25 protein-coding genes, 1 tRNA gene and 2 pseudogenes are annotated in these 23,714 nt (G+C 46.3%); 16 read left to right on the top strand and 12 right to left on the bottom strand.

The window, feature by feature from the left end:
* Positions 1–30: 30 nt before the first annotated feature.
* Positions 31–393: a winged helix-turn-helix transcriptional regulator gene (locus tag ACE04G_RS29605; protein WP_017689435.1), complete on the bottom strand. Its 363-nt coding sequence runs from the start codon at positions 391–393 to the stop codon at positions 31–33.
* Positions 394–616: 223 nt separating this feature from the next.
* Positions 617–1,609, bottom strand: a complete 993-nt coding sequence (locus ACE04G_RS29600; RefSeq protein ID WP_449003919.1) for a Gfo/Idh/MocA family protein — start codon at positions 1,607–1,609, stop codon at positions 617–619.
* A 222-nt stretch (positions 1,610–1,831) separates the two neighbouring features.
* Between ACE04G_RS29600 and ACE04G_RS29595 the strand changes: the two genes are divergently transcribed.
* Positions 1,832–1,915 (top strand) — tRNA-Leu (locus ACE04G_RS29595).
* 105 nt (positions 1,916–2,020) lie between these two features.
* On the opposite strand, the gene ACE04G_RS29590 is transcribed toward ACE04G_RS29595, so the two are convergent.
* On the bottom strand, positions 2,021–2,206 hold the full coding sequence (locus tag ACE04G_RS29590) for a hypothetical protein (protein ID WP_221823294.1): 186 nt from the start codon (positions 2,204–2,206) through the stop codon (positions 2,021–2,023).
* Positions 2,207–2,364: 158 nt separating this feature from the next.
* On the opposite strand from ACE04G_RS29590, the gene ACE04G_RS29585 reads away from it, so the two are divergent.
* The gene (locus ACE04G_RS29585; protein ID WP_449003918.1) at positions 2,365–3,510 is read left to right on the top strand and encodes a sn-glycerol-1-phosphate dehydrogenase; all 1,146 of its coding nucleotides are present in this window, start codon (positions 2,365–2,367) and stop codon (positions 3,508–3,510) included.
* 222 nt (positions 3,511–3,732) lie between these two features.
* Here the strand turns inward: ACE04G_RS29585 and ACE04G_RS29580 are convergent, their stop codons facing one another.
* Positions 3,733–4,329 carry a helix-turn-helix domain-containing protein gene (locus ACE04G_RS29580; RefSeq protein ID WP_017689431.1) on the bottom strand — a complete coding sequence of 199 codons (597 nt, stop codon included), beginning with the start codon at positions 4,327–4,329 and terminating at the stop codon, positions 3,733–3,735.
* A gap of 415 nt (positions 4,330–4,744) precedes the next feature.
* Here ACE04G_RS29580 and ACE04G_RS29575 point away from each other — a divergent pair.
* From ACE04G_RS29575 to ACE04G_RS29530, 10 genes and pseudogenes are all read left to right on the top strand, one after another.
* Positions 4,745–5,161: pseudogene (locus ACE04G_RS29575) on the top strand (phage holin family protein); the annotation flags it as partial.
* A gap of 285 nt (positions 5,162–5,446) precedes the next feature.
* The gene (locus ACE04G_RS29570; protein ID WP_017689429.1) at positions 5,447–5,734 is read left to right on the top strand and encodes a Dabb family protein; all 288 of its coding nucleotides are present in this window, start codon (positions 5,447–5,449) and stop codon (positions 5,732–5,734) included.
* 173 nt (positions 5,735–5,907) lie between these two features.
* Entirely contained in the window at positions 5,908–6,369 is a 462-nt protein-coding gene (locus ACE04G_RS29565) for a DUF86 domain-containing protein (RefSeq protein WP_076318399.1), read from the top strand.
* 10 nt (positions 6,370–6,379) lie between these two features.
* A complete protein-coding gene (locus ACE04G_RS29560; RefSeq protein WP_221823300.1) occupies positions 6,380–7,294 on the top strand; it encodes a DUF4261 domain-containing protein in 915 nt (304 codons plus the stop codon).
* A gap of 185 nt (positions 7,295–7,479) precedes the next feature.
* Positions 7,480–7,863 (top strand): YtxH domain-containing protein, encoded by a 384-nt coding sequence (locus tag ACE04G_RS29555; protein WP_237176087.1) that lies wholly within the window; start codon positions 7,480–7,482, stop codon positions 7,861–7,863.
* A gap of 219 nt (positions 7,864–8,082) precedes the next feature.
* A complete protein-coding gene (gene racE, locus ACE04G_RS29550) occupies positions 8,083–8,892 on the top strand; it encodes a glutamate racemase (protein WP_313771487.1) in 810 nt (269 codons plus the stop codon).
* Between the two features lie 228 nt (positions 8,893–9,120).
* Positions 9,121–10,332: a M14 family zinc carboxypeptidase gene (locus tag ACE04G_RS29545; protein ID WP_445253546.1), complete on the top strand. Its 1,212-nt coding sequence runs from the start codon at positions 9,121–9,123 to the stop codon at positions 10,330–10,332.
* 195 nt (positions 10,333–10,527) lie between these two features.
* Complete coding sequence (locus tag ACE04G_RS29540) at positions 10,528–10,785, top strand: hypothetical protein (protein WP_017689423.1); 258 nt, start codon at positions 10,528–10,530, stop codon at positions 10,783–10,785.
* Positions 10,786–10,927: 142 nt separating this feature from the next.
* Positions 10,928–11,230, top strand: a complete 303-nt coding sequence (locus ACE04G_RS29535; protein ID WP_339183749.1) for an iron-sulfur cluster assembly accessory protein — start codon at positions 10,928–10,930, stop codon at positions 11,228–11,230.
* 21 nt (positions 11,231–11,251) lie between these two features.
* Positions 11,252–11,473: a YuzB family protein gene (locus tag ACE04G_RS29530; RefSeq protein ID WP_017689421.1), complete on the top strand. Its 222-nt coding sequence runs from the start codon at positions 11,252–11,254 to the stop codon at positions 11,471–11,473.
* A 99-nt stretch (positions 11,474–11,572) separates the two neighbouring features.
* On the opposite strand, the gene ACE04G_RS29525 is transcribed toward ACE04G_RS29530, so the two are convergent.
* A complete protein-coding gene (locus ACE04G_RS29525) occupies positions 11,573–11,971 on the bottom strand; it encodes a hypothetical protein (protein ID WP_339183752.1) in 399 nt (132 codons plus the stop codon).
* Positions 11,972–12,121: 150 nt separating this feature from the next.
* On the opposite strand from ACE04G_RS29525, the gene ACE04G_RS29520 reads away from it, so the two are divergent.
* On the top strand, positions 12,122–12,403 hold the full coding sequence (locus ACE04G_RS29520) for a hypothetical protein (RefSeq protein WP_076209046.1): 282 nt from the start codon (positions 12,122–12,124) through the stop codon (positions 12,401–12,403).
* A 174-nt stretch (positions 12,404–12,577) separates the two neighbouring features.
* Complete coding sequence (locus ACE04G_RS29515) at positions 12,578–13,408, top strand: aldo/keto reductase (protein WP_449003917.1); 831 nt, start codon at positions 12,578–12,580, stop codon at positions 13,406–13,408.
* A 342-nt stretch (positions 13,409–13,750) separates the two neighbouring features.
* On the opposite strand, the gene ACE04G_RS29510 is transcribed toward ACE04G_RS29515, so the two are convergent.
* The 6 genes and pseudogenes from ACE04G_RS29510 to ACE04G_RS29485 all read right to left on the bottom strand — a co-directional run bounded on the left by ACE04G_RS29510 (position 13,751) and on the right by ACE04G_RS29485 (position 19,718).
* Positions 13,751–14,485: a DsbA family oxidoreductase gene (locus ACE04G_RS29510; RefSeq protein ID WP_449003916.1), complete on the bottom strand. Its 735-nt coding sequence runs from the start codon at positions 14,483–14,485 to the stop codon at positions 13,751–13,753.
* Between the two features lie 85 nt (positions 14,486–14,570).
* Positions 14,571–14,985 (bottom strand): annotated as a pseudogene (locus ACE04G_RS29505) (cytidine deaminase).
* Between the two features lie 96 nt (positions 14,986–15,081).
* Entirely contained in the window at positions 15,082–17,082 is a 2,001-nt protein-coding gene (locus ACE04G_RS29500; protein ID WP_449003915.1) for an LTA synthase family protein, read from the bottom strand.
* A gap of 224 nt (positions 17,083–17,306) precedes the next feature.
* Entirely contained in the window at positions 17,307–18,143 is an 837-nt protein-coding gene (locus ACE04G_RS29495; protein WP_449003914.1) for an IS3 family transposase, read from the bottom strand.
* A complete protein-coding gene (locus ACE04G_RS29490; protein WP_056699732.1) occupies positions 18,131–18,457 on the bottom strand; it encodes a helix-turn-helix domain-containing protein in 327 nt (108 codons plus the stop codon). Before ACE04G_RS29490 ends, ACE04G_RS29495 begins: the two co-directional genes overlap by 13 nt.
* Positions 18,458–18,563: 106 nt before the next feature.
* Entirely contained in the window at positions 18,564–19,718 is a 1,155-nt protein-coding gene (locus ACE04G_RS29485; protein WP_074094429.1) for a THUMP domain-containing class I SAM-dependent RNA methyltransferase, read from the bottom strand.
* Between the two features lie 239 nt (positions 19,719–19,957).
* On the opposite strand from ACE04G_RS29485, the gene ACE04G_RS29480 reads away from it, so the two are divergent.
* Entirely contained in the window at positions 19,958–20,590 is a 633-nt protein-coding gene (locus ACE04G_RS29480) for an O-methyltransferase (RefSeq protein WP_237176081.1), read from the top strand.
* Positions 20,591–20,774: 184 nt separating this feature from the next.
* Here the strand turns inward: ACE04G_RS29480 and ACE04G_RS29475 are convergent, their stop codons facing one another.
* The gene (locus ACE04G_RS29475) at positions 20,775–21,986 is read right to left on the bottom strand and encodes an asparaginase (RefSeq protein ID WP_100529287.1); all 1,212 of its coding nucleotides are present in this window, start codon (positions 21,984–21,986) and stop codon (positions 20,775–20,777) included.
* A gap of 485 nt (positions 21,987–22,471) precedes the next feature.
* On the opposite strand from ACE04G_RS29475, the gene ACE04G_RS29470 reads away from it, so the two are divergent.
* Complete coding sequence (locus ACE04G_RS29470; protein WP_449003913.1) at positions 22,472–23,674, top strand: cytochrome P450; 1,203 nt, start codon at positions 22,472–22,474, stop codon at positions 23,672–23,674.
* Positions 23,675–23,714: the final 40 nt, after the last annotated feature.

Below are 23,714 nucleotides of genomic sequence, written 5' to 3'. Positions count from 1 at the left end.
CTAAGAATAAGGGACAGCTTCTTTTGTGTATTATACCTCTTGTGAGGATCTGGCCAGAACCTCATTTGTATACGTTTCTCCCCAATCTCGCATGCTGAAGATAATCGGCCGTAACGTCTCACCAAATGGTGTGAGGGAATACTCCACTTTAGGTGGGATCTGGGGATATATTTCACGATGAACAATTCCGCTGCCTTCCAACTCTCGAAGTTGCAGGGTGAGCATACGCTGGGTGATGTCAGGAAACAATTTTCGGATCTCGTTAAATCTCAAAGGACCGGAGAATAAATGATACAAAATGGCACCTTTCCACTTGCCTCCGATCACACTAAGGGTAACTTCTACGGAACAGCCGTATGGCGCGGGACATAGCTTGGTTGCGTCCTTTTTCATTATAAGTACACCTCCACTTTACGGTGATTTTCTATAGTATCTATTTGGGTGGTTACATTATATAAAGTACGTATGGTACATGAAAGAGCATATCACTTATAATTCAGATTATAAACCCTAATTCTAGGCGAAGGCAGATGCGATGATGTCTATAAGATAAAAAAGAGCCCCGGTTTCAGGCTCCTCTCTGGATGTATAAAATATGATGATGAGCGTATATCCGCTACTTCAGTGACGCTAGAATGGTGTCACATAGAGCCATCGTTGCAATATTATCCTTGGCGCTGGAATGTGGGACAGTCTGATTCTGGCAACACGCGATAAAGTGCACCATTTCACCAACAAACCCGCGTAGATAAAGGTCGCGATAAGCTCCTGACATGGGAGATCCGGAAGGTGTATATACGGTATCTTGCTCTTCGAGAGATTTCCAGGGAAGGTTGGTCGAGCTTCGGGATTGATGAACAGTAAGTGTGTTGATCTCTTCAACTGACGCAAATCCGTTGTCGAAGGTGACGAGTACACTTTCACTCTCCCGTGACCAAGCACTCATGCCGGTAAAATAAGCGCTGCCTACGACGTTATTCTCAAATACAAGGGAAATGCTTTGATTAATGTGTTCCCCATCCTTCACAGTTGTGCCTGTAACCCGTATTACTTCCCCGAATAAGTAACGCATCAGATCGACCATATGAATGGCAGCGAGCTTCATGAACTGTTCCTCATCCTTGCAAAATGGAGTACTGTCTACAGCGAATTTCATCTGGAATGAACGTACCTTACCTAGCGAACCACTATCAATGAGCTCCTTCAGCTTTATGTATACGGGGGCATAACGTTTCATAAAACCGACCATGACAACGACTTCAGCCTGCTGAGCAGCTTCTGCTACAGTGGCGGCTTCTGCTGCATTCCATCCGAGCGGCTTATCCACATATACATTCTTGCCTGCCCGAATGCATTCAAGGACAAGAGCGGTCTGATCTACAGGCTGGGCGACCACAACGACTCCGTCACAGATTTCCTGCTGCAACATAAGCTGAGCATTGTCATACGCTTTTCCGTCGCTGCCAAATCGCAGCAGAGCTGCTTCAGAGCGTTGCATACTCCGTGTGGCAATGGCCTGGATCCGCGCTCCGGCTTCAACAACAGAAGGGTAAATATTCGTGGATGCATGAAACCCGGCACCGATAAAGCACAGATGGGTTGTTTTCAAGGTGGATCTCTCCTTCATTTTTGCATTCGTATGGTTGAATATTTGTTTTATTGCTACGATAGGGTATTTGAAGTTGAGAAAAAAGGACATATGTCCTTTTTTTGAATGTATAAAAAAGAAGTTGCATTTTTATTTTGGAGCATGTATACTCTGAATTACGGTAAAACAAGGAATTGCTTCACCGGAACGCTTTTCATCGATGGATGAGGAGATACATATTATGCGGTCGTGGCGGAATTGGCAGACGCGCACGGTTCAGGTCCGTGTGGGCTAACCCCCGTGGAGGTTCGAGTCCTCTCGACCGCATCTAACAAAAAAGGTTCGTGAGTTGCTCTAGGGCAATTCACGAACCTTTTTTTATTTTGTGGATCATTCGTGTGAAGCCTACATTTTGCTACCAGCATGCCAATGCTAATGTTGCCGCTGGCGCAGAATGACTGCCGTGATGACCCCGGCAATGGCTCCTGCAATACCAAATAGCGTAACACTGGCAACCACTTCAACCGACTGGAGACGAAACAAAAAAGCGATACCGCTGCCAAAAGTGGTTCCGGCGAGAAATCCGAGCGAAATTCCTAATTCTTTCGTTAATTTCATTGCTTCACCTACTTGGAAATGTGAGATATGGATTTGCAAATATTGGGTACAGGCAGTAAAGTGTGATCAGGAAAATCATCACATTTTATTTCCTTTTTTATCTTGTGGTTTTAACCCGTTAATTATGCATGATATCTCATATGGGAGGGTAAGAGCGAATGAATATGAACGAACGAATTGCAGCATGGAATGAGGAAGCACAGCAGTGTGCTTGCGGTCATCAACACCGGATGGTGGATATGCTGATTCATCTGGAACCTGGGGCCATTCAGAGGTTACCGGGTTATTTGTCTGAGCAAGGATATCGTCAGGTGACAGTTGTTTATGATCGACATACGTTTCGGGCCGCTGGATCTGATGTGCTGAGTAGTATTCGCGAAGCTGGAATGCATGTGGATGAGATCTCTATACCGGAGAATCGTACCATTGCGGATGAAGCAGCTATTGTACAGGTCATGTTGGGTGTGAGACTCGAAAGTCAGGCTGTAATTGCGGTGGGTTCAGGTACCATTCATGATCTGGTGAGATTTGTTTGTTCCAAAATGAACAAGCCCTTTCTGTCGATACCGACAGCGGCTTCAGTGGATGGGTTTACCTCTGCGGGTGCACCCTTAATTGTAAGCGGCATCAAACAAACATTTCAGGCTGTTCCGCCTGAGGCTATCTTTGCCGATCTGGATATTCTGGAGCAAGCCCCCCAAGTGATGACAGCTGCCGGATTCGGAGATATGCTTGGTAAATATACTTCACTTGCAGACTGGATTGTTTCTCGTGAACTGGGCGGAGAACCGTTCTGTCCAGTTGCTTATCGGATGACAGAAGAAGCGCTGAAGACCTGCGTAGATCATGTACAAGCTATTTCGGAGGGGCGAGCAGAGGGAGTAGCTGTATTAATGGACGCATTAATTATTTCCGGTATCTCCATGCTGATCATTGACCATTCCCGTCCGGCATCCGGAGGTGAGCATCATCTGTCCCACATCTTGGAGATGGATCTGATGCAAGCGGGAGAAAGACCGGTTCTGCATGGTGCCAAAGTTGGCGTAGCTTGTGCGTTGCTTACGGTGAAATATAAAGAGCTTGCACAGACATCGGGTGAACCGGTGTTTGGGATATATGACCAATTGCCGGAGGCTTCTCAGCTCATCGCATGGTTGGAACAAGTAGGTGGACCTGTGACTACTGAGCAACTCGGTGTAACTCCGGAGATGGTGGAACATGCGTTCAACACAGCGCATACGCTTCGTCCTCGATATACCGGATTGAGATATATCAATGAAGTATTAAACACGAGGTTAGGATAACCTTTTAGCGAGAACGGTCATGATGAAATGTATAAACTTAGCTTGTAGCTGGCTGTGATGGCTCTCCTTGGGATCAAAAGGCGAATTAGGGTAGGTTATCTGACATTTCTCAGGGAATAGCCAGAACAGTGCTTCAAGTCCGAGAGAGAAGGCATGTATTTCATTTTAAAAAGGCTCTGGCCTCCCTATGGGGAGATCAGAGCCTTTTGGCTGTTCGCTTATTTAGTTGTTGCGACGATCTTTCAAGATGACATCTGCGAACAAAATAGTTTTCGGGATACGGAAAAATTGCTCCGCTTGTTCCTGAAACGCAGCAGAAGGCAGTGTTCCCTGATGCAGCCATTTGCGGAAAGTGCCGGGATGAACCCCGATCCAGTGGCTGACATCTGTCACCGACAGATCATGGACCATACACAAGCCTGTCAAAATACGGTTACTAACCGGAGAACGGGTCACCGTACGCTTCATGAAGCGAGATGACTCGGGTTGACATATGACAGGGCTATTACGCACAACTTCTTCATTGAAGAGAATATGACGCGGGTAGCCGAGTAATTGGCAAGTCTTGTCCAAATTGGTACTGCCGGGTATCCGTCCTTCATATACCCACGCACTGACACTGCGTGAAGAGATGGAGAGGTCTTCAGCTAGCTGGGACAACTTGATATCATTGGCCATCAGCACGGCAAGAAGAACACGATTGCGGATTTGACAGCGTGTCGGTTTTCGGAATCGTTTAACACGGACGCCTTTTCCCAAGTATTTACGGTTGATCAGAGACCACGCCTGGATGGAATGTTGTTCTGGTTGATTAGGCATATTTCCTCCGATTTTTTTTAACCAAATACTACAATAAACAACGGGGTACTTTCAAGTGCCGGGTTTACCGGTTACAAATGCATCAATGCGTCAATTCATGATAAAGAGGGAACTACGAACTAGACCATGCGCAATTCACATCCTAGTATATTCCTAGATTACAATGTTTCACTAAAAATGAGGGGAGAAATTCGGCAGGAATAAAAATAATATAGTTCTAATTACTTATTATTAGGTCTAAAGAACTTTTATCTGTTTTTTGTTGATATGATGCGGTTTATTTCCCTGAATTCCCCAAAAGCATGTGATTTTCGTTCCCCTGCTGCGAAGAGGATGTGCACAAATCTGAAATGATAAATCCGCATGTTCAGCATGACATGTGACCTGTCAAATCTCTTACTTTTACATATATTGTATGATACTCAAGTGTAAGGGAGAGGTGAGGAACGTGCATCTATCTGTGAATACCTTTGCTGCCATCTCGGGAGCATTTGTTACGTTTGCTTTTGGCGGATGGGATCAATTGCTGAGCCTGCTCGCGGTCGCGATGGCTGTGGATTATATAACAGGTTTGGCAGCGGCGGTAAGAACAGGTACCGGGTTAAATAGCAACATTGGATTCTGGGGGATTGCTCGCAAAGGGCTCATGCTGACTGTTGTTTTGCTTGCTCATCGAATTGATCTGATCATGGGAACCGATTTTATCAAAGGCGGAGCTATTTATTTCTATCTGGTGAATGAACTCATTTCGATTACCGAGAACTATGCCAAAATCGGTCTTCCATTGCCTGCAAAGCTCAGACAGGCCATTGCAGTGTTGAAAAAACAGGAGGATCAGGAGTATCTGACGAATCGTGAGTGGTCCAAACCGCAGCAAACTCCAGACAACATCAAGCAGCAGGCTGAAACAGGACAAACTTTGCAGGATGAATCCGCGAAACAGACGGAGGATAGTTCTCAAAAGAAATCCGAATCGAAAGGAAACGGTTTGGATTAGTTTTTCTTATCAAGAGAACGTTTCCAAGTATCCTTTCGTAATAGAGAGCGTTATGATATATTTTGGATACATGAAAATTCATTCATTTCTACTATTATATTAAATGAGGTGCTTGCCCAGATGATAAAACATATTGTCCTGTTTAAAATGAAAGATCGTTCAGCAGAAAGTATTGAAGCTGCAGCCCAGGTGCTTCGCAATCTGGAAGGTAAAATTGATGTCCTAGTTTCACTTGAAATCGGGATTGATGTGCTTCGCTCGGAGAGATCGTTCGACATTTCACTCACGGCGGAGTTTGCGTCACTGGAGGATCTCCAGGCGTATCAGGTACACCCGCTTCATCAGGAAGTTATCAAGTACATGAACGAAGTCAGAGAACAGTCAATTGCAGTGGACTACGAAATCTGATCTGTCATTCAAACTACGTTGAGATAAAGGGGACTCTGCATGAGCGATTTAAGAGACGTTATGGAATTTCTATATATTTTTGTTGTGTTTCTAATCGCTTGTCCTGTGATGATATTCTGGCTTAAGCGAAGAGGGAAACGGAACCGATAACTCACTGAACGGGAAGTGAACGAATGTATTATGTGAACAGAGAACAGATTGCCCGCCGGCTTGCTGCTGTACCGGAAGTAGCTGAAGGGCTTCGCGGGGCAGCAGAAGCTTGGGATGGCAGTCTCATGCTGGGTATGGTACAGGAACGTTGTCTTCACCTGGCGATCGAGATTGTTACCGATGTGGGAAGTTATCTGATCGACGGCTTCATCATGAGAGATGCAAGCAGCTATGATGATATTATTCAGATTAATTATGAAGAAAAGGTTTTTGATAATCCGACCTATGAGATATTGCGTCAGCTTGTCACGTTACGCAAGCCACTGGTGCAGGATTATTACACCTGGGAGCGGTCTGAGCTCCATCCACTTAGCGTAGAGTTGCCGAGTATACTTGAACATTTTACTACTCAGGTTAGCGCCTACGTGGAAAAAGAACTTGGTCCTTTCAATACGGCACAGGCCGAGGGACAGCGTAAGGAATGAGGGAAATCGCATGACAAATGAATCAAAAGAATTCAATGAAGCTAATACTGAAAGTAACGAAACAAATGAAACACCTTCCGGATTCCATCCGGTGTATATGGTTGAACTTTTGTTCCGGGAACGTCCAGAGGTGGATCGCCTGCGTTTGCAGGAAGCTATGATCCGTCATACAGGACAAGTCCGACTGGATGTGAAACAAGAGAGCGGAGGGCAAAAGCATGAGATGCTTGTCTTCTATCATCTGGACCACAAGGTATCCTTCCAGGAAGGGGATATCCCTGCTCAGACTTGCATGCTTCCTGTGAATGAAATCGCAGATCGTGCTCGCTTTGGCGGTGCTCTGCAACAAGCATGGCATTGGCCGGATGCAGGACAAGCTGTGGAAGCTGCGCGTTACTCCATTCGGATACATGATATGTTCACGGCTGCCATGCCTCGTAAACAGCGTCTGGAGCTGTTTCAGAAGACTGTACTGGCAATCATGGAGAGTTTGACCTGTGACGCGCTGTATTGGTATGGCAGTGACAAGCTGGTTGAACCGGAAGCATATACGCAAGCTCAGGAACGTGAGGAACATCTGTATGCAGCCATGAACGTTCGAATGTATCAAGCTGGAGGTACAGAGGAACAGCGCGGGTTGGTCATGGATACCGTGGGATTATCTGCGCTGGGTGTACCTGATGTCCAGTGTCACTTCGTCGGTCTTGATCCGGATACGGTGGCTCAGACCTTACTGGGTGCAGCGTATTACATATTTGATCAGGGGGATGTTCTGCAAGATGGACAGACGCTGGGTTCTTCAGGTGGACGTCGCTGGCGTTGTGAACATCAGGCAGCATTGATTGCACCTGGACGATATGTGATTGATTTGGACCCGGGGGATGAGCATGCCGCGTCTAATCTCGAGCCGGCTCGTCAGAACTGAGTTTAAGCCAAGTCATTTGCATCCATTCAAAAAGGGCGTTCAGATTATTTTTAACATCTGGAGTGTCAAGTCAAGCCTGTGCTGCTTATAATGCATCAACAGAGTAGGCATTCGCCCGGATGGCTGAGCGACAGACCGTTGCTTCTAGTCCGGTACTTAAACAATAGTAAAGGGAGAGATGTGACGTGAAGGATTCTAACAAAAGTTTGTTGTGGGGAGCTCTTATTGGCTCCGTGGTTGGTTCAGTAACGGCATTGTTGCTGGCGCCGAAATCGGGACGTGAACTTCGTCAGGATATTACAGAAGGTGCTCGTCAGGTATCGGAGAAAGGTCAGGAACTGGCTGGTATCGTGGGAGAACAAAGTTCGCAGATCGTATCCAAAGTTAAAGAGACCGCAGATGTCGTGATTCAGGATATTCAATCCTGGCGCAATTGCGCTGAAGGGAAAGAAATTCGCATATCGGCAGCCATTGTTGATAACGATATCGATATCGATAAAACAGTGGATGAACCCGGAATTGACATCGTAGCGAAGCTTCCTTCGGATGAGTCCAAGGACGACAACTAAGCAATGCTCGATAAGCAGGCTTTCCTCTAATTAGAGGAGAGCCTGCTTTGTTGCGTGTCCACACATAGATGACGTAGCGCGTGGATTTAATTTGAACCCTGCGATGAAATCGGGTAAGATGTAGGTACCTTTTTGCCGGAATGTTCATACGGTAGGAAGAAAGCTCTGAGAAACAATCGTTTTGAGAACCAATTCAATGAAGAAGGAAGCGGTGTGTTCGTGCAGCAAGCAATCGCTATATTAGACTCCGGTGTGGGGGGATTGACCGTCGCCAAGGAAGTGATGCGTCAGCTCCCGCGGGAAAAGATCATTTATTTTGGGGATACTGCCCGGACACCGTACGGACCCCGTTCGTCCGAACAAGTAAAACAATTTACGGAACAAATCGTTGATTTCTTGATCCAATTCGATCCGAAGGTTATCGTTATCGCCTGTAACACAGCAACAGCAGCCGCGTTGGAGTATATCCGTGGCAAGGTGAATATGCCTGTCATTGGTGTTATACATCCGGGTGCGCGGGCCGCAATCACAGCGACACGTACAGGACGTATTGGTGTGATTGGTACCACGGGTACCATAGGTAGTGGGGCTTATACATCAGCACTCAAGCAGTTGTCCCCCTATATTGATGTGGTCAGTCAGGCTTGTCCGGCGCTGGTGCCGTTGGTGGAACAAGGTGAATTTCGTTCCGAGCACACGACACATACGGTGGAACAATCATTGGGCGGGATTAAACAACAACCAATAGATTGTCTTATTCTGGGTTGTACGCATTATCCCTTTCTCATGGACACGATTCAGGAAGTTATGGGACAGGAAGTGAAGTTAATCAGTTCAGCAGATGAAACGGCACGTGAAATCAGTACGATTTTATATGATAAACGAAAGCTGGCCAGTGGGGATGAGACTCCGGTGCATCAATTTTTCTGCACGGGTGACCCGCGAATGTTCCAGAATATCACCCGTCGATGGTTGGGGGAGCAGATCTCCAAGACCCCTGTTGTCTGGCAAGTTACGCAATTATCATAGTTATATTCAAATTATGCATGAATAAGACTTTTAATTAATGTAATTTGGTTGTGGACTATCCCGGAACTGTGAAGTTCCGGGATTTTTTGTCGTCATTATGCATTAACCGAAGATAAACATGATTCTTGTCACATGACGGACAACCTGACCTGCATACATATGTTACAGACACGAAATCGGTCAGAACTGGACAGGAGACCTGTCTTTTCCTGTGGAAAGGAGAACAACATGGATCTGCAGTGGATTATCGTTCAGCGGGGAGATACGTTGCCGCGAATTGCGTCAGCACACCATATGACCAAAGAGTTCCTTGCTGCACTGAACCCGGAGGTGGCTTCCCAGCCATACTTGCTGGCAGGTCAGATGCTGCGTATTGTCCCCGGGACAGGTCGCAGATACGCTGTACCGCCTGGAGAAAGTGTAGGAGAGATTGCAGGGAGATTTGGTCTGGACGAAGAGGTGTTGCGCCAGGCCAATCCCGAAATCACCAATGTAACTGACTGGGTTGGTCGCTGCATTCATATTCCGGCTTCGAATGGAAAAACTATCGTGAAGATTCAGGGAGAGTATGGTTATCGAGAATTAATCAGGGATATAGACAAGCTGGAGAATCAATACCCGTTTATCGAGACGGGGTCCATTGGAACAAGTGTTATGGGGAAGTTGCTGCCTTATTTGCGTATTGGGCAAGGGTCGAGACATATCCATGTTAACGCTTCGGTTCATGCTAATGAGTGGTTAACAACAGCAGTTCTGATGAAGTTTATCGAGGAATATGCCGAGGCGTATAGTGCGGATAGGACATGGCATCAATACCAGACAGAACGCTGGATGCAAGAGACGACACTCTGGGCCGTGCCGATGGTTAATCCGGACGGGGTCGAACTGGTTCAGGAAGGTGTGGTCAATCAGCATCCACATGCGCAGCAGTTGTTAGCCTGGAATGCCGGCAGATCACATTTCACCCATTGGAAGGCCAACATCAGAGGGGTGGATCTGAATGATCAATTTCCAGCCCATTGGGAGGAAGAAGCAGTGAGAAGAGGTGTGACCTCACCTGGCCCCAGGGATTATGCAGGGACAGCGCCATTGACAGAACCAGAGGCACAGGCGCTTGAGCAGTGGACTCAGCAACATACATTTGATGCGGTAGTATCCCTGCATAGTCAGGGACAGGAGATTTATTGGAACTATCGTGATCTTGAACCCAGGGAGAGTGGACCGCTGTCGCGTAGACTCGCCAAAGCTTCCGGCTACAAGGCGGTGAAGCTCGGTGGCAGTGATGCCGGATATAAGGACTGGTTTATTCAAGATTTCGGTAAACCGGGCTTCACGGTGGAAGTTGGATTGGGTGTTAATCCGCTTCCCGTAGAACAGTTTGATGATATCTGTATAGAAGTGGGAATGTTGCTGGCTGAACTGTTATCCAATGGACAATGAGGCAAGACCCTGAATTATGAAGGTGTGAAACTTAACAGTAGATCATTCGTATAACAGGAACGGACGCTATGAGCGACGTTCCGTTTTTATTATTTTTTATAATGACATTCTACGTCATTCGTTCTGAATGTTTTTGAACGGGTAATGATGGATGTGCCGTTTCGGCGACATATACAATTATACGGAGGGATTCAAATGAAGTGGAGAAGACTGCTGTCGTTCAAACGATGGACACAAGTTTTCAAAAGGCTCCCCCGGCTGCTCCGGGCTCCGCAGATTCCTTTGGGAGAAAAGTTGTTGTTTATTATTCCGGCGCTGTTATACTGGGTACTTCCTGACGTAATGCCGTTTATGCCCATCGATGATATCGGGGTCACTTTGATTCTGATGAACTGGTTTGTAAGCCGGGCAGAACGTAAATATCCTGTGCTTCAGGAGGGGGCACCTTCTTAGTTTGCGGCCGAATGGATCATTTTAACATTGAATTCGCATCAATGTTATTGCGAAGAGCGGTAACTTTCTTTACAATAGATGCTGTAGTTTAAGAATGCTGAAATTGTTGAAACCTGCAATTACAATATAGGAGATGAAGAGAATGAACTGCAAAATTACGCGTAATGCTGCTAAAGTATTGAAGCTTGAATTGGACAAGCCGGAGAACGAAGGAAAAACCCTGCGCGTTGTCATCACACATGCACATGGTGACCATGCTCACTACGGGCTTGATCTCGACACACCAAAAGAAAATGATACAGTTGTATCTACCGATAAAGAGATTGATGTCATTCTCGCGAATGATCAGCCTTTGTTGAACGGTGTTAAAATTGACTACCTCTACTTCCCGGAAGAGGGATTTGTCATTACGAATCCATCCCAAGGTAATCACGGCGACCACTAAGGGCGCGAAGAAGGGGAACTCATGGCTAACGATATCCGCGTATGCGAAAAGTGTAATCATGTCCGACTGAAATCGATTGTACCCAAGCTGCAAAAAATGGCTCCAGACACGGAGATCAAGATTGGGTGCAAATCCTATTGCGGTCCTTGCGCGAAACGTGCATTTGTCTTTATCAATGGTCGGTATATCAGTGCGCCGACAGAAGAAGAAGTACTCGCCAAAGTCGCAAAGTTCGTGAAGTAATAGGATAAAACAAGGTGAGAGAACGAAAAGTTCAAACATCCGCAAGGAGGGGCTACGTGCCTCTCCTTTTTTTCGTTTGGGTAGCAGTGAAAGGATGTGTTACTCCATAGCACCTTGGACCATTTCAGTAATTTGGAAGGTATCTTCTCGAATTTCAATGGCAATGACGGTAATATCCTTTTTCAGGAAATGTACATTTCCAAGTCGTTCTTCCTCCAATTCTACCCAGCCTGTATCCGCTAACTTCTGAAAATAATCCATTGGCGGGTATAGTCCTTGCTCACCCCCAATATGTTTCAGCTCGTACTTAACGCCTTTTTTAAGGTTGGGATCATCGGAATAAGCTATGTTTTCAATAAGCTTTGCATTGGTTGGAACAGGAATGTCTGGGTTCATGGATGACGCTGTATATCCTTCTATCTCGTATGTTGCAGGAGTGCAGCCTTGTACCCAAATGAGCAGGGGCAACATACAGAGTGTCAATAATATTTTCTTCAAATAAATTCCTCCTGATTTGGAATGATTACCTAATAAACGTAGCGAAATCAATTAAAGTTACGATGAAAACACAAAAGAAGAATAAGGAAGGCTTGTGTTATCCATCCTAAAGGGGTAACAGGAACATGATAATCCCAAGGAGGAATACTCATGCCGAAGCGTTATGATTCCAGTTTGCAAGCCGATACCACCGTATCTCAGGCGCAAAATGCGGTGAACAAGCTTCATTATGCTGTATCTCAGGCCATGTCTCATCCGACGGCACAGACCATTGTACAGGCGGAACGACGTCTGGCACACACGGAGCAGGCGATGCGACAAGCAGAGCTTTCACTCGGAGGGCAAGGTGTTGAGTTGGCAGAGGAAATGTTCATCGAGGAGAAGAGAAGATTGAATTCAATCCAGAGTCAGCACGGTCAAGGGAATTTATAACGTTCCTGTCACACCAGAACCCGCAGGGCAGCAATGCTTTGCGGGTTTTTCATCTCTTTTGCAATGACTCCTCTTCCATTGGTATTCTTCGACAGTGTGTCGAATGGTCGCTTAAAATTCTGTGAGAAGGTTAATAGAACAAGAGCAGGCAAAATTCCATACGGGAGGTACAGAATGACAAAACATATTACAGATTGTACAATTCTGAACAACGGAGTAACGATGCCATGGCTAGGATTTGGAACATATAAAGCAAAAGGTAAGGAAGTACAACAGGCGGTTGAGACCGCTTTGGAGGTTGGATATCGGAGTATTGATACGGCGTCCATCTATGGCAATGAAGAAGAAGTGGGACAAGCTATTGCAAGCAGTGGTGTTGCCCGTAACGAACTGTTTGTGACGACCAAGCTCTGGAACGAGGATCAGGGATTTGATTCAACGTTAAGAGCATTTGAAGCCAGTCAGAAGGCACTTGGACTAAATGTGATTGATCTTTATTTAATTCACTGGCCTGGCAGAGACCGGTATAAGGAGACGTGGAGAGCATTCGAACGTCTATATAGCGAAGGAAGCATCCGTGCGATTGGTGTGAGTAATTTTCAAGTTCACCATTTGCAAGATATCATAGATGAGGGCGGAACGGTGCCTGCGGTAAATCAGGTAGAGCTGCATCCAGGTCTGATCCAGCAGGAACTTCAGGATTTCTGCGGGGCGCAGGGAATTCAACTGGAGGCTTGGAGCCCGATCATGAAAGGCAAGCTGAACCAAGAGTCCACCCTCAAAGCGCTGGCCCAGAAATATGGGAAAACGCCAGCACAGATCATTCTGCGCTGGGATATTCAGAATCAGATTGTGACGATTCCGAAGTCGGTTACCCCGGAGCGTATTCGTGAGAATGCGGACATCTTTGACTTTGAATTGACACCGGATGAGTTGAGACAGATTGATGCACTGGATTCGGATAAGCGGACGGGTCCACATCCGGATCAACTGTTCTGGGATTAAGTGGGTGGCGCTAATTGAATATAAGTGTTTGATGATTAGTTAGGGGAGGTTCCGGCTCCGGATCGTTCTTCGTGGTTTAAGATGTACGCATAATCGGTCACGCTAAGACACTACTTGTGCAGAACAATCTTTCGATCGCCGTTATCCCCGGATTTTTTTGAAATTCCCTGTATCAAGGGAGAAATCCGGTGATAAATGCGAGCGCTCCGCTTCTCCAGCTTTTTTCTGCCCACTCCGTTATCGTGAAAATTATAAATCCATCTTTAGATTTGGTGGGTAATTAAGAAGCATATAAAAAAGCAGCAGGATCGGGGGGTGTCCCCTGATTCTGCTGCTTTTGAGTTATTTATTTGAATCGGATGGTGGTACTGCGCATCCGTCATCTGTGCAGATGCCACTGCCGTCTGTTTCTGTTGTGTTGGATTCAACCATGGTGAAAGGGGAACGCTCGTCCCATGCTTTTTGAATGGCATCCAGGAACACCTCGTCAGGCTGAGCACCTGATACGGCGAACTTGCGGTCGAATACAAAGAACGGTACACCGCGGATGCCGAGTTGCTCGCCTTCCGCTTGGTCAGCTCGGACATTGTCGGTGAATTGATCACTGGACAGCACTGCCTTAGCTGCATCTCGATCCAAGCCGACTTCCTCTGCTAACTGAGCCAACACTTCAGGGTCGCCGGAGTGTTTACCTTCAATAAACACAGCTTGGAATATCCGTTCACTCAGTTCAAGAGCTTTGCCTTGTGTATCTGCCCAGTGTGTCAGGCGGTGAGCTGAGAAGGAGTTCGTAGGGATCATGGCATCGATATTGTATTCCAGTCCTGCCGTACGAGCATTGGCATTCATCTGGGCATTCATACCTTTGGCCTGTTCCATGCTCATATTATATTTGGCAGCCAGATATTCCGAATTGGTTTTGCCTGGGTTCAATGCAGCGTTTGGATCAAGCTCGAAGCTTTTGAATTGAAGCTTCACTTCATCACGGTGTGGGAACTGTTCCAGTACATTCTCCAGGCGGCGTTTGCCGATATAACAGAAAGGGCACAGAAAATCAGACCATATCTCAATATTCATTTTATTAAAACCTCCATCATCCTTTTAGTTGAAACTAATATGGTTACAATTATAAAGCCACTTTCTATAATTCGCAAGGAGATTGCTATTTATCCCGATATGCCTTGGACCAATGATAAGGCTGGAACTCATCCAGTCTCTTGAAGACCAGTTGACCCGCAGGATCGTAAACGGCAGCTTTAACTTCTTCACCCCAGTAAAATAAACGTTCCTGGCATACACCGCAAGGTGTAAGGACCTTGAATTCTGAATGCTCATCATCACGAGCGATACAGAGGGAGTGGGTGACACGTTCGTTCAATTTGTGGGCTTCCAGATAAGCTCCTGTTTCCATGCACAGATGCGTGGCATCGTTGATGACCTCTGGAGCTACGCTAATCAGCAGGGAACCGGCTGCGGTATAGACGGCACCCGCCCCGCCCCGCCCCGCCCCATCCCTGAGGATAACGTTGCTGCACGAAGTTTGCGGCTTCTTCGAACAATTTCTGTTCAATATTGATTGGTTCAGTGTGTGATGTCATGTAATGTAAGTTCCCCTTTTTAAATCCAATTCAATTCATTTCGTGTATTTGTTTAGCTTGTCATTACGATATTGCTCATTGCGATGTTGCTGTTGAACTATCTTCCTCTCGAAAGCGCTGAATCAAATCATAGGTAATGACCGTGTCCGAGACATGCAATCGCTTGGTTGCTTCATCATGAGCGGGACGGCATGCATTGATATCCGTTTTGTCACGTGTGGACAAGTCATAACAAGCGCCATTCTCGTAGATATAATCATCCGATGGAATGTAGAATACAGAACCATCCGAGAATGCGCCATTACGCAGCACAACCGTACGTTCAGACCCGTCATATACGTCGTTACCCATATGATAATAGGAAAGGTCGGACACGCCGAGCAGATGCAGCACGGATGGTGTGATGTCCAGTTGTCCCGAAGGTTCGTCGATGGTTCCAGCAGCTGCTCCGTCCGGTAAATGCACGAGCAGGGGAACCTCGTTCATAATCTGTGCCATATCGAGTTTGTTCAATGAACGTCCCAGAAATTGCTCGTATTGTGATTGTTCCTTAATCGAGTTGTCGTGATCCCCGTAGAACATAAAGATGGAATTTTCCCATAAGCCCCGATTTTTCAGATCCTCGACCATCTTACCCAGTGCCGAATCCACGTAATGAACGGACTGCAGATAGTTACCAAACATGGTTCCCTGGAACTCGCCTACATCCAATTGCTGCTTCTCTTTTGGCAAGGCATACGGATGGTGGCTGGTAAGAGTGATTAGGAAGGAATAGAACGGTTCGGTCACCTCACTACTCATTTTCTCAACGGATTGCCGGAAAAAGGATTCATCAGATAGGGACCAGCCAAGCGGGTCATCCTGTGCAAAATCATTTTTACTATAAAACTTGTCGTACTTCATATTCTGATACATCGTATACCGATTCCAGAAGCCACTCTCATAAGCGTGAAATACATTGGTGCTATACCCGTTATCCTTCAGGATGGAAGGAAGGGAATCATACGTATGGTCTGCATATCGTACAAAGGCTGATCCAACCGGAAGTGGATGTAGGGAAATGTTTGCGCCAAAATCGGCATCTGACGTTCTGCCCTGACCGGTCTGGTGATAAAAGTGACTATAATACTGGCTTTCCTTCATCAGTTCATTAAAATGGGGTGTGATCTCCTGACCGCCAATGCTCTGACCAATCATGAAGTTCATAAAAGCCTCACCCTGGACAATGATCACATTGCTGTCTTTATATTTGCCAAACAAGGCATCATTCTGCGGGGCAGTTCCCTGCCTTTCAACGAAGAACACTTTTGCTTGCTCAACATCAGCGGGATCAGCCTGCGGCCCGGAGCCGATGTGGTCTTTGGCATAGTTGTACAGATCATAACCGTGAAAAGCGAGTAGTCCGGTCACGTTGTACATGGAAACATTCCACCAGTTGTTATCGAACAGGCCTTTGGCCCATGTTTTGCTGTAGAAATAAATCGGGCCGACGGCGAGGCCAAGTCCCAGCACAAGGGCAATGCTGCCAGCCGTGAGACGGCGGCGCAACCGTATCTTGCCATCGTTATACGAATAACTCCCGTAACTCGTAACAGATGTACTGGAGTACTTCGAACGGTAACGTCTGCTGAACAGTACGATAGCTGCGAACGGGATGACGACAAGCCAGTCGGCAAAGAACCAGAGATCACTTGTGTAGATCAATGTAGCGATGCTGTCACCCAATGCGTCAACTTGTCTCGCCTGCAACAATACCGGGATGGTCAAGAAATCCTGGAAATAGCGATAATACACCATATCGGCATAGATTAGTCCGGTAAGCAGCAGGTTAAGCACGGCGAGAGACACGATCATGCCTCTACGTGGCAGCAACCAGGTCCAGAAGGACAAGAGTAGTAAAGATCCAATGGCAATCACCTTATCCAGCAGTCCCATCGTAATGTTATAAGCGTGAAGATTGTGATGGAGCCACATGAGTTTGAGCAGCATGAGCACAAGAAAAATAAGATATAACGTTAATGGATGATTTAGAAGCCCGCGTGGCATGGAGCTGCGCGTAGGCCGAGTGACAACCATATGTATGTCCCCCTTGCTTTTGTTGTTTTGTTATCGGAATGTAAAATAGGGCTCCATCCATTATAGCGTGGCCTCATGTGTTTTCAACTATGCCTCAGAAGAATTGATTTCTGCGAAAGCGAAGACCGAAGTTGATGAATTCATATGATCGGAAAAGCGCACAAAAAAAAGCGCCCCGGCCATGGATGGTCAAGACCCCATTTAATAGACATTATAAAAAGACCCTAGGCTGCAAACTGGCGTCGGTACTCTACCGGCGTCAGTTTTTTTAGCTTCCGTTGTGGTCGTTTTCGGTTGTAGAAACGGATATACTTTTCGATTTTGCTTTGTGCTTCGGTAAGCGTTCGGATATGATAAGGATAGAGTCCTTCCGTTTTGAGATGCGAGAAGAAACTCTCCATTGAGGCATTGTCATAACAATTTCCTCGGCGAGACATGCTGATTCGGGCGCCAACCTTTGGCAGCATGTCGTGGTAAGCATGAGACGTGTGCTGGAATCCCTGGTCGCTGTGAACGACTAGTCCGGTCACGTCTTTTTGCTTCGCAAACGCCTTGCTGAATGTGCGGAGCACCAGTTCATTGTCGTTGCGTTCGCCTATTTCGTAGGCCACAATTTCGTTATTAAACAGATCCTTTATGGCTGAAAGATATATCCAGCGCTCTCCCACACGATACTGGGTAATGTCCGTTACCCATTTCTGATTCGGTTTTTCTGCACTGAAATCTCGCTTCAAGCGGTTCTCTGCTACACGCTGCGCAGGTGCATACGAGCTGTTGGAGCGCCGTTTACGACGGATTCGAGATTGAATACCGAGCATTTGCATCAGGCGGAGTACCTTTTTGTGATTCATCCAAATCCCTTGATCTTGCCAAAGGAATAACTGGAGTTGTCGATAGCCATATTTGCCTTCATAGTGATGATACGTTTGAAGCACCTGTTTCTTCGCCTTGGCATCGCGATCGAATCGTTTACGTTTAACATAGGCATAAAACCCACTCCGGGACACGCCAAACACATGGCAGAGTTTCTGGATATCACCGTATGCCGCTACTTTTTCCATGATCTGAAATCTCTCTTGTTTGCTTCCTCCTTCCAAATTACCAAGCACTTTTTTAGCAACGCATTCTCCCGTTTCAGTTTTTGCACATAGCGTTCTTGATCCAAGTATTCTTTCCGTCGACCTCGCTGATCCATCAGTCCAAACTCGCCTTGCTCCCGGTGTTTTCGCATCCAGCGCTTCATTCGTCCCGGGTCATGAATCCCCAAATGTTCATTGATCTTTCGGTAAGTCCAGCCCTCAACCGTATGCAGACGGATAGCCTCTTTTTTTATCTTCTCCGAATACGTTTTATACTTTTGTCCTTTAATCGCCAAAAAAAATGCACCCCCTAGAATTTCATCGGCTAAACCCAGGGGTTTTCCAATGTCTATTCTAAGGGGTGCACTCCAGGATGGCAGGAGCACTTTAGATTTGAAACAATTACGAAGATTGTGGTGCTTTATTTCGTGGGGGCAGTGGGCCCAAATACTGATAGTACTGGGTTTCAATTCGTCCGTTGAACAACTTGCGACGTTTGTCTGCCTTATGACCGAAATACTCCTCAAAAGCTTTGGTCGACGTGATTGCAAAAAAGGACCATGTTGGCATGTCGAGGTAACTGCGCCCTAATGAGCGGAGTAACTTCTGTACTTCTTTTTCTTCACTCAAACGTTCACCATATGGGGGATTGGTGATGATGACACCATATTCACCCTGTGGTCTTGCGCGATGAGCGGGCAGGACGCTGACTTCAATATCTTTGGCGAAGCCAGCACTTTTGATCGCTGCCATAGCAACTTCAATCGCTTCAGGATCAATATCGCTACCTGAAATCTGTAATGGGACATCGTCACGAACAGCATCGAATGCTTCTTCGCGTGCTTGTTCCCATAATTCTTCAGGAATCACAGCCCAATCCTCAGAGTTGAAGGTCCGACGAAGTCCTGGTGCAATGTTCCAGCCGATCATGGCGGCTTCGATCAGCATTGTACCTGATCCACAGCACGGGTCATAGAATGGGCGGGATACATTCCAGCGGCTGAGCTGAATAAGAGCTGCAGCAAGTGTTTCTTTCAGTGGCGCTTCGGTGACGAGTTTACGATAACCCCGTTTATGCAGACCTGGTCCCGTTGTATCTAAAGTAAGCAGGGCGCGATCGTTCAGCAGAATGACCTCAATCACATAACGAGACCCATCCTCTGGGAACCACTCTGTGTCATAAGTCAGCTTCAGTTTCTCTACGATTGCTTTTTTCACGATCCCTTGTGATGCAGGCACACTGCTTAACTGGGATTTTTGAGAACGACCCTCTACAGGGAATTCGCCGTCGGCTGGAATCCACTCTTCCCAAGGCAGTGCTTTGGTGCCTTCAAACAATTCGTCGAATGTTGTGGCAGGGAATTCACCCATTTTCACCAATACACGATCCGAACTTCTCAGCCACAGATTACAACGGCATATATCAATATAATCTCCTGTAAAGAAAACCCGTCCATTGTCGATCGTAACATCTTCATACCCCAGTTGTTTCAGTTCCCGGGCAACAACAGCCTCGAGTCCCATCGCCGAGGTTGCAATCAATTGCAATTGAGCCATGTGATTCATTTCAACTCCATTTCAAGCTGGAGAAGGGAAATCCTTCTCTCTGCTGTATAGTGACGGTGCGGCCTTGCCGCTTTCCGTGAAAAAACTTACAATGAGAAATGCGGTGAACGTAGGCACTCCTTTTTCGAAGTGGTGCACCTGTCAACCGCCTGTGTTGATAACAAACATTTATTATAGAACATTGGCATCCATATGGAAAGCAGTCCAAGTGTCCAAGGAGGATTTTAGTGGTGAATCTGACCCCTGATGAATATGTAAATCAATTATTTCAAGAGGATGATCTTTTGCTGAAAGTGAAAGAGGCCATCCGTTCGAACGGTATGCCGGAAGTATCCGTTGCGGCGGCGTATGGACGATTACTCACGTTTCTAGCGAAGACATCCAAAGCAGAAGCTGCGCTCGAAATCGGCGTGCTGGGCGGTTACAGTGGGATCTGCATTGCGCGCGGTTTGCGTGAGAATGGAACCCTGACTTCGCTGGAACTGAAAGAGGGATATGCGGCAATGGCGCGTGGTCATATGGAAGAAGGCGGATTTGGCGAAAAGGTCGAGTATCGGATTGGCCCGGCGGCAGACAGCCTGGAGCAATTGGAGCAGGAAGGACGCACATTTGATTTCTTCTTTATTGACGCAGATAAGGAGAATTATCCGGTATATCTCGATTATGCCATTAAGCTGGCCCGGCCAGGTGCTGTCATTGTAGGTGATAATTGTTTCCTGCGTGGTCGTACGCTGAATCCGGACAAGCAGGGCCCGGCCGTGCTTGCGGTTCGCCGTTTCAATGAACAGATGGCAAGTGACCCGCGCCTGGTGACGACCATGTTGCCCGATTACGATGGGCTGGTACTTGCCTGGGTGAAGTAACAGTGGAAATTTCCTAAAGATAATACTCCGATGGAACACGATCTCACGCGTTTATGTTTGTGAGGGGGATCGTGTTTCTGTTTGGCGTTTTCTGAAAAACACAAAGAAAGAGACGACACACCTTGAATGAAAGGGTGGTGTCATCTCTTATTTTTGTCCAAATTTATAAAGGATAAGTGCTTTCTTATACTTCAGGTGTTCCGTACGTTTCAAACCATTTTTTGATGGTGTCAAAATCATCACTGAAGGACAAACCCAGCATCAATAATACACGAGCTTGTTGTGGACTCAGGTTGTCGCCTGCAATGATACCTTTGCCACCGCCGTACACACTTCCTGAACCCGTCCGAGTGGTGGTCACAAAGATGACACCTTCTTCAATGGCTTTGGTACGAGCTTGTCCCATAGCTCTGGATATACCGCCAGCTCCGGTACCGGAAGTCACGATTCCTTTGGCACCGCTGCTCACGAATCCTTCAATGGCTCCGCCGCCAGCTTCTTGATATGAGATCGCAATTTCTACTTTGGCCAGATCTGCCTTAGTGATTTTACTTAGATCAAATACGGGCTTTGCTGTGCCTTCTGGTTTCAAGGCACGTGCAGGAGCACGGTAGATTCGAATGTTCTCTTCATCTATATATCCTACAGCGCCGAGCATCGGCGTTTCAAACGTATCTGTCCGATAATCATTTGTCTTGGTTACACCGCGAGCAAGCTGGATTGTGTCATTCAACATGAGTACTGTGCCGAATGAAGTGGTACGACCACTGCCTGCAAGTTTGATGGCGTTGTACAGATTGGCTTGAGCGTCAGAACCGATGACGGTCCATGGACGCATGGAGCCTGTGATCACGACAGGTTTGTCACTCTGAACCGTCATATCGAGGAAATAAGCTATTTCTTCCATTGTATCTGTACCCGTGGTCACGACAACACTGTCATACATTGCCAGAGCTTTGTCTACCGTCTGCGACAAGTCATAGAGGTCGGTCATGCTATAGGAACCTGAACCTGAGTTTCCGAATTGGAGTGTGCTAACATCAGCAATCTTCTGTTTATCCGGTAAGGCGTCTACCATCTCTCCAATGGGAAGTGTGCCTGCCTTGTAATTCTGGAAGCTGGTGGCGTCCTCGGATTGACCGGCAATCGTTCCGCCAGTTCCGATCACCAATACATTAGGAAGTGCAGATTGTTTGGAAGAGTCAGGTATTGCAGGGATGGAAGTATTGCGAGCTGGAGTAGTAGTTGCTGTCTGAACAGCACCTGTTGTGCCTTTCACCTCTACCGTAGCTGCGTGCGCGGCGTAGGTTCCAATGGGGGACAATGAGATGGTTAATGCTGTTAAAGCTGCGGTACTCCATACGGCCCAGGGACGAAGATTGGATGTTTTACTCATGAATAGCACTCTCCTTCAAGTAAGTGTGATGTTAAGTTTGTTAAGAAGAATATGTATACCATTTCAAATTGATTGTATTTCATGTTAAGTAATATGACAAACTTAGATAATGGTAGAGTAATCGATTACATTCATAGATAATGAGAGTAAAATGATTGTTTATAAGGAATTATGAAAGATTATTCATATTGATAGAGATAGAAAAGAAGTGGTTTTAGCAGTTTTGAAGGAAAATAAGCCCTTATAATGTTAGTTAACGTTACATAATGAGTCTTTTGTCCTGATAAAATGAAGCATTTTAATAAAAGAATGTCGAATTGGGACTATATCAGAAGTAAGTAACAGAATAAGAGGATGATAGTAACGCATATTAGGTAATGGGGATCAATTACGGTCTAAAGAGTGGTTTCGTTATAGAGTTATGTTTATAATAGGGGTGATCAACATATGTAAATAAATATATAATAATGATTGGAGGAGAAACGATGAAACAGGCACCGAGAAAGTATGCAAATTACATTCCGATTCGGGAACTGGAGACTTTGGAAGAGAGGTTATCTCCCTTCAAGGTGTATGCAGAACTTCGTGATAACACTCCAGTCCGATATGATGAGCATCGAGAATGTTGGGATGTTTTTGGTTATGAAGATGTGAAGTACGTTTTGAAAAATCCGAAACTATTCTCTTCTGCACGTGATCGTGCCAATACGAGCATGTTGACGACAGACCCTCCCAAACACAAACAGCTGCGTGATCTGGTGAATCAGGCGTTTACACCCAAGGCAATTGAAGCATTGGCTCCGCGTATTCAGGAAATCACAGATGAGTTAATTGCTCCATACCTGTCAGAAGGACATATGGAACTTATTGATGACCTTGCAACACCATTGCCCGTCATTGTCATTGCGGAATTGATCGGAGTCCCTGCGGCGGATCGTCAAAAGTTCAAAGACTGGTCTGATGTGTTGGTGAAAGGTGCACGTGACGATAGTGAGCAGGCCTTCCAGGAGTTATTGGAGGAGAAAAAAAGAAATATGCAGGAGTTGCATATCTATTTCACTGGCATTATGGAAGAACGTCGGTTGCAGCCAAAGGATGATCTGATCTCATTACTGCTTGCTGCGGAGATTGATGGTCAGCAATTGACTTCAGATGAAGTGGTAGGCTTCTGTATTCTCTTACTTGCTGCCGGTAATGAAACAACAACCAACCTGATTACCAATGCGGTTCGTATTCTGTCTGAACAACCCGAGCTACAACAGGAGTTGCGCGAACATCCTGAGCGGATTACTTCTGCGATTGAAGAGACGCTGAGATACTATCCGCCAATTGTCGCGATTGGGCGAGTAGCCAAGGAAACTGTAGAGTTGAATGGCCAGATGATTCAAGCTGGGGAGCAGGTGATTTCCTGGGTTGGAGCAGCCAATCGGGACAGTGCCCAATTTGAAAACCCGGAAGATTTCATCTCTGATCGCAAGCCGAACCGACATATGGGCTTTGGTTTTGGCATTCATTTTTGTTTGGGTGCACCACTCGCTCGTCTGGAGGCAAGGGTAGTTCTTCATACATTGCTTCAGCACATGGAGCACATTCAGCTTGTGCCGGGAACGGCACTGCAACCGATACAAAGTGCCTTTGTGTATGGTGTGAAACATTATCCGATAGAATTCAATCTAATAAATAAATAATTAAATAAATGGCGCATGAATGACAAAAGCCGCTCTCAGG

The sequence above is a fragment of the Paenibacillus sp. AGC31 genome (genome assembly GCF_057334655.1).
This window is presented reverse-complemented; position numbering and strand designations above follow the sequence as displayed.

What these genes read in the sequence shown, in the direction of transcription:
- ACE04G_RS29605 (WP_017689435.1), bottom strand. Translation starts at nt 393, where the DNA reads ATGAAAAAGGACGCAACCAAGCTATGTCCCGCGCCATACGGCTGTTCC.
- ACE04G_RS29590 (WP_221823294.1), bottom strand. Translation starts at nt 2,206, where the DNA reads ATGAAATTAACGAAAGAATTAGGAATTTCGCTCGGATTTCTCGCCGGA.
- ACE04G_RS29585 (WP_449003918.1), top strand. Translation starts at nt 2,365, where the DNA reads ATGAATATGAACGAACGAATTGCAGCATGGAATGAGGAAGCACAGCAG.
- ACE04G_RS29580 (WP_017689431.1), bottom strand. Translation starts at nt 4,329, where the DNA reads ATGCCTAATCAACCAGAACAACATTCCATCCAGGCGTGGTCTCTGATC.
- ACE04G_RS29570 (WP_017689429.1), top strand. Translation starts at nt 5,447, where the DNA reads ATGATAAAACATATTGTCCTGTTTAAAATGAAAGATCGTTCAGCAGAA.
- ACE04G_RS29565 (WP_076318399.1), top strand. Translation starts at nt 5,908, where the DNA reads ATGTATTATGTGAACAGAGAACAGATTGCCCGCCGGCTTGCTGCTGTA.
- ACE04G_RS29560 (WP_221823300.1), top strand. Translation starts at nt 6,380, where the DNA reads ATGACAAATGAATCAAAAGAATTCAATGAAGCTAATACTGAAAGTAAC.
- ACE04G_RS29545 (WP_445253546.1), top strand. Translation starts at nt 9,121, where the DNA reads ATGGATCTGCAGTGGATTATCGTTCAGCGGGGAGATACGTTGCCGCGA.
- ACE04G_RS29540 (WP_017689423.1), top strand. Translation starts at nt 10,528, where the DNA reads ATGAAGTGGAGAAGACTGCTGTCGTTCAAACGATGGACACAAGTTTTC.
- ACE04G_RS29535 (WP_339183749.1), top strand. Translation starts at nt 10,928, where the DNA reads ATGAACTGCAAAATTACGCGTAATGCTGCTAAAGTATTGAAGCTTGAA.
- ACE04G_RS29530 (WP_017689421.1), top strand. Translation starts at nt 11,252, where the DNA reads ATGGCTAACGATATCCGCGTATGCGAAAAGTGTAATCATGTCCGACTG.
- ACE04G_RS29520 (WP_076209046.1), top strand. Translation starts at nt 12,122, where the DNA reads ATGCCGAAGCGTTATGATTCCAGTTTGCAAGCCGATACCACCGTATCT.
- ACE04G_RS29515 (WP_449003917.1), top strand. Translation starts at nt 12,578, where the DNA reads ATGACAAAACATATTACAGATTGTACAATTCTGAACAACGGAGTAACG.
- ACE04G_RS29510 (WP_449003916.1), bottom strand. Translation starts at nt 14,485, where the DNA reads ATGAATATTGAGATATGGTCTGATTTTCTGTGCCCTTTCTGTTATATC.
- ACE04G_RS29500 (WP_449003915.1), bottom strand. Translation starts at nt 17,082, where the DNA reads ATGGTTGTCACTCGGCCTACGCGCAGCTCCATGCCACGCGGGCTTCTA.
- ACE04G_RS29495 (WP_449003914.1), bottom strand. Translation starts at nt 18,143, where the DNA reads ATGGAAAAAGTAGCGGCATACGGTGATATCCAGAAACTCTGCCATGTG.
- ACE04G_RS29485 (WP_074094429.1), bottom strand. Translation starts at nt 19,718, where the DNA reads ATGGCTCAATTGCAATTGATTGCAACCTCGGCGATGGGACTCGAGGCT.
- ACE04G_RS29475 (WP_100529287.1), bottom strand. Translation starts at nt 21,986, where the DNA reads ATGAGTAAAACATCCAATCTTCGTCCCTGGGCCGTATGGAGTACCGCA.
- ACE04G_RS29470 (WP_449003913.1), top strand. Translation starts at nt 22,472, where the DNA reads ATGAAACAGGCACCGAGAAAGTATGCAAATTACATTCCGATTCGGGAA.